This window comes from Flavobacterium sp. WV_118_3 (assembly GCF_039778605.1).
GTDB lineage: Bacteria > Bacteroidota > Bacteroidia > Flavobacteriales > Flavobacteriaceae > Flavobacterium.
The window spans coordinates 3283047-3299201 of record NZ_CP156060.1 but is presented as its reverse complement, the minus strand read 5'-3'; the positions used below and the strand labels follow the sequence as shown (position 1 = coordinate 3299201).

The 16155-nt window shown below is 41.9% G+C and carries 15 protein-coding genes; 2 read left to right on the top strand and 13 right to left on the bottom strand.

What is annotated here, in order from left to right:
• Positions 1–99 precede the first annotated feature (99 nt).
• The 13 genes from ABFU83_RS15505 to ABFU83_RS15445 all read right to left on the bottom strand — a co-directional run bounded on the left by ABFU83_RS15505 (position 100) and on the right by ABFU83_RS15445 (position 13282).
• Positions 100–603: a DUF2480 family protein gene (locus ABFU83_RS15505; protein WP_347067235.1), complete on the bottom strand. Its 504-nt coding sequence runs from the start codon at positions 601–603 to the stop codon at positions 100–102.
• Entirely contained in the window at positions 603–926 is a 324-nt protein-coding gene (locus tag ABFU83_RS15500) for an SUF system Fe-S cluster assembly protein (RefSeq protein WP_347067234.1), read from the bottom strand. The genes ABFU83_RS15505 and ABFU83_RS15500 overlap by 1 nt, the downstream gene beginning before the upstream one ends.
• Before the next feature lie 5 nt (positions 927–931).
• Positions 932–1351: a SufE family protein gene (locus ABFU83_RS15495; RefSeq protein WP_347067232.1), complete on the bottom strand. Its 420-nt coding sequence runs from the start codon at positions 1349–1351 to the stop codon at positions 932–934.
• Positions 1352–1355: 4 nt separating this feature from the next.
• Positions 1356–1835, bottom strand: a complete 480-nt coding sequence (locus tag ABFU83_RS15490) for a hypothetical protein (protein WP_347067231.1) — start codon at positions 1833–1835, stop codon at positions 1356–1358.
• A gap of 10 nt (positions 1836–1845) precedes the next feature.
• Positions 1846–3066, bottom strand: coding sequence for a cysteine desulfurase (locus ABFU83_RS15485; protein ID WP_347067229.1), 1221 nt, complete (start codon positions 3064–3066; stop codon positions 1846–1848).
• 232 nt (positions 3067–3298) lie between these two features.
• Positions 3299–6418, bottom strand: coding sequence for a CusA/CzcA family heavy metal efflux RND transporter (locus tag ABFU83_RS15480; RefSeq protein ID WP_347067228.1), 3120 nt, complete (start codon positions 6416–6418; stop codon positions 3299–3301).
• A gap of 3 nt (positions 6419–6421) precedes the next feature.
• Positions 6422–6721 (bottom strand): DUF190 domain-containing protein, encoded by a 300-nt coding sequence (locus ABFU83_RS15475; protein WP_136404379.1) that lies wholly within the window; start codon positions 6719–6721, stop codon positions 6422–6424.
• 12 nt (positions 6722–6733) lie between these two features.
• Positions 6734–7735 (bottom strand): efflux RND transporter periplasmic adaptor subunit, encoded by a 1002-nt coding sequence (locus tag ABFU83_RS15470; protein ID WP_347067226.1) that lies wholly within the window; start codon positions 7733–7735, stop codon positions 6734–6736.
• Positions 7735–8988: a TolC family protein gene (locus ABFU83_RS15465; RefSeq protein ID WP_347067225.1), complete on the bottom strand. Its 1254-nt coding sequence runs from the start codon at positions 8986–8988 to the stop codon at positions 7735–7737. The genes ABFU83_RS15470 and ABFU83_RS15465 overlap by 1 nt, the downstream gene beginning before the upstream one ends.
• Before the next feature lie 260 nt (positions 8989–9248).
• A complete protein-coding gene (sufD, locus tag ABFU83_RS15460; RefSeq protein WP_347067224.1) occupies positions 9249–10565 on the bottom strand; it encodes a Fe-S cluster assembly protein SufD in 1317 nt (438 codons plus the stop codon).
• 42 nt (positions 10566–10607) lie between these two features.
• A complete protein-coding gene (gene sufC / locus ABFU83_RS15455; protein ID WP_347067222.1) occupies positions 10608–11354 on the bottom strand; it encodes a Fe-S cluster assembly ATPase SufC in 747 nt (248 codons plus the stop codon).
• Between the two features lie 69 nt (positions 11355–11423).
• Positions 11424–12872, bottom strand: a complete 1449-nt coding sequence (sufB, locus tag ABFU83_RS15450; protein ID WP_347067220.1) for a Fe-S cluster assembly protein SufB — start codon at positions 12870–12872, stop codon at positions 11424–11426.
• A gap of 80 nt (positions 12873–12952) precedes the next feature.
• Positions 12953–13282: an iron-sulfur cluster assembly accessory protein gene (locus ABFU83_RS15445; protein ID WP_347067219.1), complete on the bottom strand. Its 330-nt coding sequence runs from the start codon at positions 13280–13282 to the stop codon at positions 12953–12955.
• Between the two features lie 260 nt (positions 13283–13542).
• Between ABFU83_RS15445 and ABFU83_RS15440 the strand changes: the two genes are divergently transcribed.
• Positions 13543–14403 carry an MBL fold metallo-hydrolase gene (locus ABFU83_RS15440; protein ID WP_347067218.1) on the top strand — a complete coding sequence of 287 codons (861 nt, stop codon included), beginning with the start codon at positions 13543–13545 and terminating at the stop codon, positions 14401–14403.
• 69 nt (positions 14404–14472) lie between these two features.
• Positions 14473–16080, top strand: coding sequence for a S8 family peptidase (locus tag ABFU83_RS15435; RefSeq protein ID WP_347067216.1), 1608 nt, complete (start codon positions 14473–14475; stop codon positions 16078–16080).
• Positions 16081–16155 lie beyond the last annotated feature (75 nt).

The following is a 16155-nucleotide window of genomic DNA, read 5'->3' as shown; positions in this document are numbered from 1 at the left end:
GTAGAATTTTCTGTTTCACACAAGGTAACAAAAAATCACAAAAAAATCACAAAAAAATCACAAAAAAATCACAAAAAACTGTGTAAAAACCGACAAATACTATTTGCGTTTATAAACCGGAACGGCCGAACAGGCTTCGCCAAACATAATGCTTTTGGCAACCGGCATCAGCTTTTGCGTGGCCAGCACATAGACTTCCTGCGGAACCGGTTTGCGGGAGCACCCTTTGATGATCACCGGTTTATCCTGATAACTGCTATAATCCAGCTTTTGCAGTATTTCCTGATACAATCCAATTTCCATTTGCGGAATCGTTCCCCAGAAAACATTTTTGGCAACCGGCTCCAAATAAGCCGTGATTAACATAAATGCCCACGCAGGAACAATCGCATCCGTACTACAGGATAGTGCCACAAAACCGTCTTTATAGGTCTCCCAGTTATGGTTTTTAAGCTGTTCGCGGAAATCTTTTTCGCGCAGCACCAGACCTTCGTAAAGCCATTGCGAAATATCAATGGAAAAACGAGGCCCTTCCGGATAATAGTCTTCCAGGTCAAAAACCTGCAAAACACTATTCGCGACTCTGTTTACAATCTCTTCCATTACAGCATTCCCAGTTCGAGTTTGGCTTCTTCGCTCATCAGGTCTTTACTCCATGGCGGATCGAACGTGATTTCCACTTCACAGGATTTTACCGCATCGATGGATTTGATTTTTTCTTCTACTTCCATCGGTAAAGTTTCCGCTACCGGACAGTTTGGTGAAGTAAGTGTCATTAAGATCTTTACGTCATTGTCTTCATTGATCATTACATCATAAATAAGACCCAATTCGTAAATATCTACCGGAATTTCAGGATCATAAATACCTTTCAGTACTGTTACCACATTTTCTCCCAGATTTATAGTATCGTTAAATTCTTCCATAACCTTTAATTTTTGGACTGAAACGCCAAAGCATACATTTTAATTTGTTTGATCATCGACACCAGTCCATTCGCACGGGTTGGTGATAAGTGTTCTTTTAATCCGATTTCGTCGATAAAATCGGTATTGGCTTCTAAAATAGCCTGCGCCGACTGGTTCGAAAAGGTACGGATCAGGATGGCAATAATCCCTTTGGTCAGGATGGCATCGCTATCGGCCGTAAAAACGATATTTCCGTCTTTCTCTTCCGCATACAACCATACTTTCGACTGGCAGCCTTTAATTATATTTTCGTCTTGTTTATACTGTTCTTCAATGAGCGGTAAACTTTTCCCCAGTTCAATGATGTATTCGTACCGTTGCATCCAGTCATCAAACATCGAGAATTCGTCTACAATCTCCTCCTGAATTGCTTTTATCGTCATCTTGTTATTTTTTGTCGGCTAATTCATTTAGCTTATTTACAATTTTTTCAATCGCTGCCGGCGGAAATCCGTGATCAAAAGTAGGTGCGGTATACGTTCCTTCTTTGGTTTGTATCGTAAAATTGGCCATCGCAGCACCGTCATAAAACCTTTTTTCGGTAGGTGCTTTTAATTCCGGCACCGCTTTCAGATCTATCTTTTTAAAGTTCGTCAGGATATCATTCCACTCCTGATCCGAAAGTTGTATCACCGTTGGTTCACTCCTATCACCTCTTGTACTGCTTACCCGTAATTCCTTATTGTCCAGTACGATTTTTCGATAGAACCCTCTTGATGAAGCATCATATTCAAAAACCGGGTTTTGTTGTTCCTGTTTCATCGTTAGTTCGGTTTCTTTTGCTGTCGATCCGGCTATATTTTTCTTCGTACAGTTGCATCCTGTACAGGTAATAATAACCGATGCCAAAAGGGTTACTAGTCTCATAGGCTTGTTTTTAGGATAACATTTGTTTTGCTTTTTTTACAGCTTCTACAAAGATATCAATTTCTTCTTTCGTATTGTAAAACGCAAACGACGCGCGCACCGTTCCCGGAATATCGAAGAAATTCATCACCGGTTGTGCACAGTGGTGACCGGTTCGTACGGCAATTCCCAGTTTGTCGACAATCGTTCCGATATCGTACGGGTGGATACCTTCAATGTTAAACGAAATCAACGACGCTTTATGCGCTCCGGTTCCGTATATTTTTACGCCTTCAATTTCCAATAATCTTTCGGTTCCGTAGGCCAACAATTCCTGTTCGTAGGCTTCGATGGCTTCAAACCCGATTCCATTCAGATAATCGATTGCGGTTCCTAAAACGATTCCGCCTGCGATATTGGGTGTTCCGGCTTCAAATTTATGCGGTAAATCGGCGTAAGTTGTTTTTTCGAAGGTTACTTCTTTGATCATTTCACCTCCACCCTGATACGGTGGTAGTCGGTTTAACCAGCTTTCTTTTCCGTATAAGATTCCGACTCCAGTTGGTCCGCAAACCTTATGACCGGAAAACACATAGAAATCGCAATCCAGTTCCTGTACGTCGGGACGTAAATGGGGCGTCGCCTGTGCACCGTCGATTAAAACGGCTGCACCAACCTGATGTGCTTTTTCAATGATTTCGGCAATTGGGTTTACCGTTCCCAACGCATTAGAAATATGATTTACCGCAATGATTTTTACTTTATCATTCAGCAACCTGTCGAATTCCGAAAGGATCAATTCTCCTTTTTCGTTCATCGGAATCACAACCAAATTTGCACCGGTACGCTCGCATAAAAACTGCCACGGCACGATGTTGCTATGGTGTTCGATAGCCGAAACCATTACTTCATCGCCCGGTTGTAAAAGTGCGGCAAAACCATTGGCCACCAGATTAATTCCATGGGTTGTCCCCGACGTAAAAATAATCTCGTGATTGTGTTTGGCATTCAGATGTTTTTGAATCGTATTACGGGACACTTCATACGCATCGGTTGCCAACTGGCTCAAGGTATGCACGCCTCTATGGATATTCGCATTGATTTCCTCGTAATATTTTGTAATCGCATCGATTACCACTTTCGGTTTTTGGGCGGTGGCGCCATTATCAAAATAGACCAGCGGTTTTCCGTTTACTGTTTGAGAAAGTATGGGAAAATCGGCTCTTACGGCCTGAATATCTAGTTTTTTCATCTGATTTTACTGTTTTTTGTCAGATGGAATTGCAGACAAGCGAATCGCCTGTCCCTCCATTTTTTAATCCATGCAAATTTACGGGATGTTTCTTTAAAAGACGCATAAATTAAGACAGATTTAAGGGAGCCTTTTGGGAAAGCAAAAAAGGCCGTCCAAAAACGGACCGCCTTTTTATGTATAACCGTACCGACCTCGCATATCGGCACGGCTTTAGGATTGAGATCTCCTGTTAAATTTTCTTCGTTGGATGAATCCAGTAATACAAGGCCGGAATGATAAGCGGTGCAAAAACAAGCGTACTCAACAATCCTCCGATAATTACCGTAGCCAACGGACGTTGTACATCGGAACCGATTCCGGTTGACGTTGCCGCCGGTATTAATCCCAGTACGGCTAATACCAGAATGGATAAGATTGCGCGCAATTGCTCTTTGGAGACTTTTTCGACCGTCTCTCGGGAACTTTCATCACTGATTCCTACATTGGCTCTATTGAGCGCCGAGACGAGCAATACTCCGGCCATTACCGATATACCAAATATCGATACAAATCCTACACCTGCCGAAACGTTAAAGTAATAACCGCGTAACAATAAGGCTGTGATTCCGCCACCAAGGGCAAACAGGATACAAGCCATCGTAATCAACGTGTCTTTAAAGTTTTTATAAAGTGAGAACAGTAATATAAACACCAGTCCAATCGTTAATGGAATTGTTAGTAATAATTGTTTACCGGCACGTTCCAGGTTTTCATATTGCCCACCGTAAATGATCTGGTAGCCTTTTGGTACTTTAACCGTTTTGTTGATTTTTCCTTCCAGCTCTTTTACAAAACTCACCTGATCGCGTCCAACGATATTGGTACGTACAGTAATCATACGTTTTCCATTGTAGTGGTAAATATTGGTTTGTCCCTGAATAAAACTTACATCCGCCAACTGATCAATTGGAATTAAAGCCCCATTGGTTGACGTCACTAATAAGGATTTGATCTCATCGATATTCGCACGGTGTTGTGGCAAATAGCGCACTACGATATCGTATCGTTTTACACCGTCGTATAAGGTGGTAATCGCTTTTCCACCGATCGCGGCTTCGATAATATCCTGAACATCGGAAACATTAATTCCAAAACGAGCTGTTTTTTCACGGTCGATATGGATTGACAACTGTTCCTGCGGTCCTTCCTGTTCGATGTTCACCGCGGCACTTCCTTTCATTTTATTAACAATCGACACAATACTATCGGCTTTGGAACGCATCAACTGCAAATCATCTCCCACGATACTCACCGCTAAATCGGCCGCACTACCGGTTACAATCTCCATTACCTGGTCGATAATGGGCTGACCGGAGGAGAAACGCACACTTGGCAACGCATGTTCCAGATCGGTACGAACCATTTTTACCAGTTCTTTTTTGGTAATCGTATCACTCCACAATTTATAATCTTTTAATCCGATCAGAATCTCGTTACGGTTGGCCGGGAACGGGTCGGTACCATCGTCATTTCGCCCCGCCTGTGTAATGATATAGGAAATCTGCGGATATTTGGAAATCACTTTTCGGATTTTAGGCGAATAGGTCGAATTCTCCTGAATCGAAATACCCGCCGGGAAATTTCCACGGATAAAGATCGATCCCTCGTCCAATTCCGGTAAGAACTCCGATCCCAAACGCGCTCCGAATGCGATCAGTACAAACACCACCGCCATTCCGATATAAACGGTTTTCTTATAATTGTTCAACAATCCACTAAGTAGCTTGCTGTATTTTTTATCCAGATAATCCAGTACGATGTTTTTGTGTTCTTTGATCTCCGAATCGGTATTCGAAACCACTTTGTTATACACAAACGAGATCAGTACCGGTATCAGCGTTAGCGCTGCCAACATCGAACCCACTACTGCAAACGATAATGTTAACGCCATTGGGGAGAACAATTTCCCTTCTACACGCGTCATCAATAAAATCGGCATATAGGCCAGAATGATAATCGCCACCGAGAAGAAAATCTCACGCCCCACTTCCTGAGCCGAAAGCATGGTAATTTTTACAATACCTTCTTTTCGCTCTTCGATGGTCGCCTTTTTATAACGCCTGATCAAGTGTTCGGCCATGACCACGGCACCATCAACGATAATCCCGAAGTCGATCGCTCCCAACGATAGCAAGTTGGCCGGAATACCGGTTAATCGCATAATGATAAAAGCAAACAATAACGAGAACGGAATGGTCAACGCTACCACTAATGCACTTCGCCAGCTTCCCAGGAAAAAGATCAAGACGATAATCACAATACTGATTCCTTCGAACAAGGTATGCCCTACGGTTTCCAGCGAGTGATTGATCAGGAAGCTACGATCGTACATTGTACGGATTTTCACCCCTTCCGGTAATTCGTGATCCTGAAGGTCGGCGATGCGCTGTTTCAGACTTTTTAAAACCTCACTCGGGTTTTCATAACGGCGTAATAACACGATTCCTTCCACTCCATTATTGACATCCACTTTTTCATCCGGGAATGTATAGCCCAAAACCCCACTTGGCGGTGGTGGCATGATTTCCACTTCGCCCACATCGCGGATAAAAACCGGAAGTCCGTTGGCCGTTTTGATCACGATGTTTTCAATATCCTTTTCGCTTTTAATCGCTCCGAGTCCACGAACCGCAAAAGCCTGTCCGCCACGTTCGATGGTATTTCCTCCGGAGTTGATATTATTCGCAACTACCTTTTCCTCAATATCGGAAATTTTCAGGTCGTATTTTCGCAGTTTTTCCGGTGATAACTGAATATGAAACTGTTTTAATGGCCCGCCAAAGGTCGTAATATCAGCAATCCCATCGGTTTGCAGCAAATACGGTTTGATCACCCAGTCCTGTAAATCCCGGATTTGGATTGGTGTAAAACTTGGCGGTGCTTCCACCACATAACGGAAAATCTCCCCAACCGCGGTTGACAATGGCGCCAATTCGACCTCCACACCATCCGGCAAATCGGCTGTTGCCAATCGCTCCATAACCTGTTGTCGGGCGAAATAATCGTCTGTTCCGTCTTTAAACGTCAACTGAACAATTCCCAGACCGAAAATCGTACGGCTTCTTCTGTCCAGTACGTTCGGTGTATTTTGTAGCGCCCGTTCGATAGCCACTGTAACCTGTTGTTCCACCTCTTCGGCAGCACGCCCTTTGTATTGTGCCACAACAATTACGTTGGTATCGGCAATATCCGGATACGCTTCAATTTTTAATTGCGTAAAGCAAAAATAGCCCACCAGCATCAAAGCGATACTGATCCCCACTACAATCCATCGGTTTCTAAGTGAGAATAAAAGTAAATTCTTAATCATTTTTTACCATTGTTCCACAGCATGTGTGATAATTAATCCTCCGCTGTACACGTTTCGCAATTCTTTTATAGCTTCTTCCACATTTTCTTTTGTATCGACAAAAGAGATCACCAGCGGTGTTTCGTCAAAAGAAAATTCCCGGTTCGGCCGTTTCAGCTTCTGGTGTTTTCCAAAGCCCATAAATCCGTTAAATGCGGTTGCTCCTGCGATATTTTTTTCCAACAGAAACAATAAGATGAATTCGTATAAAGGACGCGTGCCTCTCAATTCGTCTTTGTCAATAAAAATCTGAGCTTGTACCATTTGTATAACTTTTTAGTAACCGAATGACAATCCTTTAAGCTGCATTACCCCGTCTTTTACGACTTTACTTCCATTATCGACACCTCCGAAGATGATAATCCGATCGCCAATCTGCTGTCCGATCTGCACTTCTTTTCGTTCAAACTGAGAGTCGTTTTTCTGTATAAACACATAGTTTTTACCTTGCACCGTTACGATAGCCGTTTTGGGTACACTAATCGTATTATTACTTTTTAACCCGAAAGCCACATTGGCATACATCCCCACTTTTAGTCGGTCGTCGGCATTATTTAATCCGATGCGCAGTTTCACCATACGCGTGGTAAAATCCACCCGATCGGCAATAGCTTCGATTTTACCGGTAAAGGTTTCATTCGGATAGGCCGTAAACTGAATACGACAGGTATCCCCTTTTTTCAATTTACTGATTTGATTTTCCGGAATATCACTCACCAGATAGGCCGCACCTTTTTGTGCTCTTCGCAACAAATCCGGATCGAAACCAGCCGATTTCAACATGGCTTCGTGTTCGATGATTGCTGCTTTTTCGTTCGACAAATTGGTCATTTCCATAGACAAAGCCGTTTGCGCATTTAACAACTCCTGGCCGGTCATCGCACCGTGCTGATTCAGGTCTTTTGCCCGGGCCAACTCAATCTGACGTTGTTTGATATTGACATTACTGATTTGTTTGATATTAATCTGATGCTGGATCAATTGGGTGTAATTGGAAGCCAGTTCGGGATTTTCGAACAACACAATATTGTTGGAACTACCGGAATCCGATCCGAGTACCGTTGCGCCTACCTGACCAACCGCCATCAAATCCCCGCTTAAGGAACCGCTTCCGATTACTTCGGTTTTAAAGAGGTTGAATATACTCTTATCCGTGAACGTGATAAGGCTTCCGTCGTTTTCTACTTTCGGAGGCTGTGGGTCTTCTACTTTCTTTTTCTCTTTGGAATTGCAGGAAAGCAAGAGCCCTAAAACTAAAATTGAAAAAACACGTTTCATTATTGTGCGATTTGATTTATTAAACCTGTTGTGTATAGTAATTGGATATAACTTTCTTTGTGCTGGTAGACCGCTTCGTAATAATTTTCCTGACTGTCGTACCACGTACGTTGTGCTTCCAGAAAGTCGATTAAAGTGGTTCCGCCGCGCATATAGGCATATTTCACATTACTTAGAATCTGATACGATTGTTCTTTCATTTTTTTCAGATTTCCGGCATTCTGTTCGAACTGTTTGTAACTGGCGTAGGCGTTTCCAATTTCTGTTTTGATACGCTCTTTGGAGGTTGCCAGTTCTTGTTCGGCTTTGTCTTTGGTGACCTGTGATTTTTTGATTTCGCCTTGATTTCTATCGAAAAACGGCAGATCAATCGTCGCATAAATCCCGACATACGGCACCGTATTTTGCGGATTATAAATCGCTCCCAATTCCGGTTGCGGATAGGCCATGCTTTTCTGAAGGGAGATATTACTTTTCATCATCTCCACATTGTTTTTCAGCACGTTGATATCGCTTCGGTTTTCGATGGCGTTTTGCAACATCTGATCCTGGTTTTGCAGTGCCGAAAGTTCGACAGCATCATCCGCAGCAATGGCAATATCATTCGTCACACCTAAAGCGAATTTCAGTGTATTTAATTTATTCTGGTAATCCTGTTTTGAAGTTTGCGACAACAGGTTGTATTGATTGGCTACCAACTCCGTACGATTATAATCGGTCGTGGTGATCACCTGATTTTTCAATCGGTTTTTATTGATCGTAACCAACGTATCCCAGTTGTTTTTGGCCATCAAAGCCGTTTGCCATTTTTTCTGTGCCAACCATACATCCAGCCATTTCATCGCGACATCCGTAAGCAAGTTGCGTTCGAAATCCTGATAGGCTGCTTCCGAAACGGCTACACTTTTATTGGCCACATCGATTTTATTTTTCCGTTGTGACGGAAGCTGGAACTGTTTGGTTAGCTGCCACCAAACCTGGCGGTTCTGGGCATTACTCCATTGGGTACCGGGCGCATAATGTGCCGATTCGGCCAGTTGTAGTGTCTGATTGTTTAACGACAGGTTTGGTCGTAATTTCGCCGTAACCACGTCGGCTTGTGCCACCTGTACGGTGAGCTGTTCCGATTTGAGTTCCCGGTTATTGGCCTTTGCGGTTTGTAGTGCCGTTTTGATATCGTAAACCGTTTGCGATACCACCACGTCTTTTGCCATAACTACGAGGGCAAAAGTGAGCAATAGTTTCAATTTCATATAAAAACAGTATTGAAATTTGTCTTCAACAACGAATCTTAATTCTGCAACAAAATTCCACCTTCACTCAAATAAAAGCTAATTTATCTCATTAGATTTTTATTAGATTTTCATGAACCTCATCCATCTCGCAATTAAAATTAACAATAAAAATCGTAATTCACTCGTATAAAACCATTTAAAATTCGCAAAACGCATGTTTTTAAACAAAAAAGCCTGACAATTTTGTCAGGCTTTCATTTATTTTGAGTGGTCTTGTATTACAAATCGAATCCCATATTCACCCCTAATTTAGTGGCAATGATACGGGCAATTTTGTTTTTCAATTCCGGTATTTTAATACTTGCGGTTACTTCACTTGTAAAGGCATACATCAATAACGCTTTGGCTTCTTTTCTCGGAATTCCGCGTTGTTGCATGTAGAACATCGCATTTTCGTCCAACTGTCCGATCGTACAACCGTGCGAACATTTTACATCGTCGGCAAAGATTTCCAACTGCGGCTTGGCGTTTATCGTCGCTTTATCACTCAACAAAATGTTGTTGTTTTGCTGGAATGCATCGGTTTTCTGCGCTTCTTTTTCCACATAAATCTTCCCGTTAAACACACCGGTTGAATTGTCTCCAAAGATACCTTTGTAATTCTGGTGGCTTTCACAATTTGGTTGTGAATGGTGTACCAAGGTATAGTGATCTACGTGTTGTTTGTCGCCAATAATTGTAATTCCTTTTAACGTACTGTCGATACGCTCGCCTTCGTGATAGAAGTTCAGGTTATTACGGGTGATATTTCCACCAAACGTAAAGGTATGTACCGAAACGATACTTTCCTGTTTTTGGGAAATATACGTATTGTCGATCAATGTTGTGGTTTGCACATCATTCTGAATCTTATAGAAATCGACAATAGCGCGTTTGTGCGCGAAGATTTCAGTAACAGAATTGATCAATACCGGATTCTCGTTTAAGCTCTGGTGACGCTCTGTAATTTGCACATGCGCGTTTTCCCCCACGATAATCAGATTTCGGGGTTGTACCATCAAAGCCGCTTCGTTTCCGGTGGAAAAGTAGATAATTTCGATCGGTTTGTCGGCTACTTTACTTTTCGGGATATTGATATACGCACCTTCATAGGCAAAAGCCGTATTTAGGGACGTTAAGCTTTCTTCTTTACTCGCTACCTGATTAAAATAGGTATCGATTATCATTTTGTATTTGGGTTTGGTCAATGCCGATGACATCAAACAAACATCCAGTCCGTCGTGTGTTGTTGATGACAAAAACGAGCTAAAAACCCCATCCACAAAAACCACTTTATAAGTATCCACATCATTCAGGAAGTATTTCTTTACCTCCTTAAAATCGACAGCACTTTCTTCTTTCGGAAATACACTGAAATCCTTTTTTAAAATAGCGTTCAGCGACGTATATTTCCAGGCTTCCTCCTTTTTGGTTGGAAAACCTTTATTTTCAAAGTTCTTCAAGGCTTCGGTACGAACGTCGTGCAGGGTTGCCTGTACATCTACGCGTTCTTCAAAAGCCATAAAAGAGGCTAACAGTTTTTCTTTTAAATCCATGTTTATGCGTTTCAAAACCGGAACAACCGGTTATACCGAAATCTAGTTTTCGTTTTTAATCCAATCGTATCCTTTTTCTTCCAGCTCTAATGCCAGTTCTTTACCTCCGGTTTTAACGATTTTACCATCGTGTAAAACGTGAACGAAATCCGGAACGATATAATCCAAAAGTCTTTGGTAGTGTGTAATTACGATAACGGCGTTGTCTTTACTTTTCAGTTTGTTAACTCCGTTGGCAACGATACGCAAGGCATCGATATCCAAACCGGAATCCGTTTCATCCAGAATAGCCAGTTTCGGTTCCAACATCGCCATTTGGAAGATCTCGTTTCTCTTTTTCTCACCACCGGAAAAACCTTCGTTTAACGAACGGGATAAGAATTTACGGTCGATTTCCAATAATTCAGATTTTTCGCGAATCATTTTTAGCATTTCATTGGCTGGCATTTCTTCCAAACCTTGTGCTTTACGGGTTTCGTTGATCGCCGTTTTCATAAAGTTGGTTACAGAAACACCCGGGATTTCAATTGGATACTGGAACGATAAGAACACCCCTTTGTGTGCGCGCTCTTCCGGTGCCAGTTCGGTTAATTCTTCCCCTTCCAAAAGGATTTCCCCTTCGGTCACTTCATAATCTTCCCGACCTGCAATTACCGAAGAAAGCGTACTTTTTCCGGCTCCGTTTGGCCCCATGATTGCGTGGATTTCTCCGGCTTTTACTTCCAGATTGATCCCCTTTAATATTTCTTTATCTTCTACGCTAGCGTGTAAATTTTTGATAACTAACATTTCGCTTCTAATGTTTAATTTTTATTTGTAACGTCTCCGTTGCTTCTATACTGTTCGAAAGATTCGGGATTAACCTACCGATCCTTCTAATGAAATTTCAAGTAATTTTTGTGCTTCCACGGCAAACTCCATCGGAAGTTTGTTTAAGACCTCTTTACTGAATCCGTTTACGATTAATGCAATCGCTTTTTCGGTTGGAATACCCCGCTGATTACAGTAAAACACCTGATCTTCTCCAATTTTACTCGTCGTTGCTTCGTGTTCGATCTTCGCCGTACTGTTTTTGGATTCGATATACGGGAACGTATGCGCCCCGCAATTGTTACCCATTAGTAACGAGTCACATTGCGAAAAGTTACGGGCATTTTCGGCTCTGGCACTCACCTGAACCAATCCACGGTAACTGTTTTGTGATTTTCCGGCAGAAATACCTTTGGAAATAATTGTACTTCGGGTATTGTTTCCTAAGTGAATCATTTTGGTTCCGGTATCGGCTTGCTGGAAGTTATTGGTCACCGCAATCGAGTAGAATTCGCCTACCGAGTTATCCCCTTTTAATACACATGACGGGTATTTCCAGGTTACCGCTGATCCGGTTTCAACCTGCGTCCAGGAAATTTTGGCGTTTTTCTCACACAAACCTCTTTTGGTTACGAAGTTAAAAACCCCACCTTTTCCGTCTTTATTCCCCGGGAACCAGTTCTGAACGGTCGAATATTTAATTTCGGCATTGTCCAGCGCGATTAGTTCCACAACGGCAGCATGCAATTGGTTTTCGTCACGCGATGGTGCGGTACATCCTTCCAGGTAACTCACATAACTCCCTTCGTCGGCAACAACAAGTGTTCTTTCAAACTGCCCTGTTCCGGCCTGATTGATACGGAAATAAGTCGATAATTCCATTGGACAACGTACGCCTTTTGGAATATAACAGAACGAACCGTCGGAGAATACCGCCGAGTTTAATGCGGCATAAAAATTGTCTTTTTGCGGTACCACCGAACCGATATATTGACGCACCAATTCCGGGTGTTCCTGAATGGCTTCCGAAATGGAACAGAAAATAATTCCTTTTTCGGCCAACGTCTTTTTAAACGTAGTGGCTACGGAAACCGAGTCCATTACGATATCGACCGCCACACCGGCCAGTTTCTTTTGTTCGTCTATAGAGATACCCAGTTTTTTAAAGGTTTCCAGTAATTCCGGATCCACCTCATCCAAACTTTGGTATTTATCTTTTTTCTTAGGAGCAGAATAATAGGAGATCGCCTGAAAATCCGGTTTTTCGTAGTGTACGTTAGCCCATTCCGGTTCGATCATTTCCGTCCAGGCGCGGAAAGCCTCCAGTCGCCATTCGGTCATCCATTCCGGTTCCCCTTTCTTTTTCGAAATGGCCCGAACGATGTCTTCATTTAACCCAACAGGAAACGTTTCCGATTCGATATCGGTATAGAAACCATATTCATACTCTTTGGTTTCCAGTTCTTTTTTTAATTCTTCTTCAGTATACTTACTCATTTCTATATGCTTGTTCTCAATACTTGTACCTTATTCCGGTTTTAAGCCGGAATAAAGGTATTGGTATAATGACTTATCTTTTAAAGTGAAAAACTTTCACCGCAACCGCAGGTTCTGTTCGCGTTAGGATTGTTAAAAACAAATCCTTTTCCGTTTAATCCTCCGGAATATTCCAAAGTAGTTCCCACTAAATACAAAAAGCTTTTTTTATCAACCGCTATTTTTATATTATTGTCTTCGAACACTTTATCATCATCGCCTAAGCTTTTATCAAACTTTAAGTCATACGATAAGCCTGAACAACCGCCACTTTTTACGCCTACGCGAACATAATCGGTAGCAGCGTCAAAACCATCGTCTTCCATTAAATGGACGATTCTTTTTTTTGCTGTTTCAGATACTTTTATCATAATGTTTAAACAGATTATTTCTAATTTCCAGCAAAGATATTACAAATATTGCGGTTTGCCATACTACCTAACATTTTTATAACGAATAGCTTGATAGAAAATAGTTATAACATGATATTTGTCATTTTTAAATCCTAAAAAGTCCTCTATTATTGTAAGTTTTTCCCATTTTTATTCAAACCGGTTGCGGTTTAGCTGTATTTATTTTTCCTGATTTAGCATTAAAAAGTATCTTTACATTCCAAATTAAAACGAATGCAATGAAATTATATCCTATAGAAAGCGGCAACTTTAAACTGGATGGTGGCGCTATGTTTGGCGTGGTTCCGAAAACCATCTGGAACAAAACCAATCCTGCCGACGAAAACAACCTTATTGATATCGCGGCACGATGCCTGTTGATCGAAGATGGCAACCGACTGATTCTGATCGATACCGGAATGGGCAACAAACAATCGGACAAGTTTTTCGGGTATTATTCCCTTTGGGGTGATCATACGATTGACAAATCATTGGCGCAACACGGTTTTCACCGCGACGATATTACCGATGTATTTATGACGCATCTGCATTTTGATCATTGCGGCGGTAGCGTAGTCTGGAATAAAGACCGGACCGGATACGAAGTCGGTTTTAAAAATGCAACGTTCTGGACCAACGAAAACCATTGGGAATGGGCCACCAAACCGAATGCCCGCGAAAAAGCTTCTTTTTTAAGTGAAAACATCTTACCGATCCAAGAAAGCGGTCAGCTGAAATTTATACAACGTCCGGATGGCGATTTCCTTGAAAAATCGGAATTGGGCTTTGGCATCTTTTTTGTCGACGGTCATACCGAAAAGCAAATGATTCCGCATATCGAATACAACGGCAAAACCCTTGTTTTTTGTGCCGATCTTTTAGCTACAGCCGGTCATATCCCGATTCCATATGTGATGGGATACGACACCCGTCCGCTGTTAACATTGGACGAAAAAACCAAATTCATGAACCACGCTGCCGATAAAAACTATCTTTTGTTTTTAGAACACGATGCACATAATCCAATCATTACCGTCGAACATACCGAAAAAGGCGTACGTTTAAAAGACGTATTTACTTGTGATGAAATACTAAAGTAGTGTTAATCTCAGCCCTTTTTGTAACAAAAAAAAATACTTTCGACCTATAAAATCAGAAAAACAAAGAATATGAAACTAATAAAACCGCTTTACTTATCTGCCGCACTGGCTATAGCCCTGGCAAGTTGCAGCACACAAAAAACAAGTGTTTACGCACCTATTTCCGCACCGGATAATATGCCGGTTAAAGTGGGTAAACTGGCCGAAAAAGATTTAAAACGCTGGAGTCATCTGGATCTTATTAAAGATACAGTTCCCGGAATGAGTGTAGACAGAGCCTATGACTTTTTAAAAGGTAAAAAAAGTAAAAAAGTAATCGTTGGAGTTGTGGATTCCGGAGTGGATATTGATCATGAAGATTTAAAACCGGTTATCTGGAACAATCCAAAAGAAATCGCTGGTAATGGTATCGACGATGATAAAAACGGATTTATCGATGACATCCACGGATGGAATTTCTTAGGAAAAGCCGAACATGAAAATATGGAATTCACGCGTATCCTGAAAAAAGGAGACACCAATTCCGAAGCCTATAAAAAAGCAAAAGAGGCCTACGATAAAGAATACAATGAGGTAATTCAGGCCAAACAACAATTGGATTTTATCTTAAATGCCAGCAATACCCTTAAAAAGCATTTAAAGAAAGACACCTATACTTTAGAGGAAATTCAGAAAATCCAGACGACCGATCCGGCTGTAAACCAGGCGAAAATGGTAATGTCGCAGGTATTACCTCAAACGGGGAACGATCTGAAGAAAATCGACGAGTTTAAAGACCAGGTATACAGTCAGGTGAACTACCACTTAAACCTTGAATTTAACGGAAGAAAACTGGTTGGTGACAATCCGGACGATATCAAAGATGTAAAATACGGCGACAATAACGTAATCGGGCCAGAAAAAGAAGGTGCGAAACACGGAACACACGTAGCCGGTATTATCGCACAAACCCGTGGAAACGGATTGGGAGGCGATGGTGTTGCGAGTAATAACGTAGAAATCATGGCCGTAAGAGCAGTACCGGACGGAGACGAATACGATAAAGATATCGCATTGGCAATTCGTTATGCGGTAGACAACGGTGCTAAAGTGATCAACGGAAGTTTCGGAAAATACTTTGCACAACATCCGGAATGGGTATATGATGCGATCAAATATGCGGCTTCAAAAGACGTACTATTGGTGGTGGCTGCCGGTAACGAAGGTTTAGACCTGAATGCTGATGGCGGTGTAGATCGTTTCCCGAACGACAACATCAAAATGGGACCAGAAATTGCAAACAACTTCCTTACGGTAGGCGCCTTAAACTATGTGTACGGGCCGGAATTGGTTGCCGATTTCTCCAACTACGGTAAATCGGATGTGGACGTATTTGCACCGGGTGAAAAAATCTATGCGACTACACCAAATCAAAGCTATGAATACCTACAGGGAACGTCAATGGCATCACCAAATGTTGCCGGAGTAGCAGCCTTGATTCGTTCGTACTATCCAAGCCTAACAGCGGCTCAGGTAAAACAGATCATTATGGATTCCGGTATTGCGGTAAAACAGGATGTTATTTTAGGAGGGGATCCTAACAATGTACGACCGTTTAGCGAAATATCCAAATCCGGTAAAATGGTAAATGCGTATAATGCATTGATCATGGCCGACAAGATGGCTTCTAAAAAATAATTCCAAAACACGCTGAAATGGAAGGGACTCCCCTTCCATTTTGGCTATTCTACCGATCGGCAACGATCCAAAAAT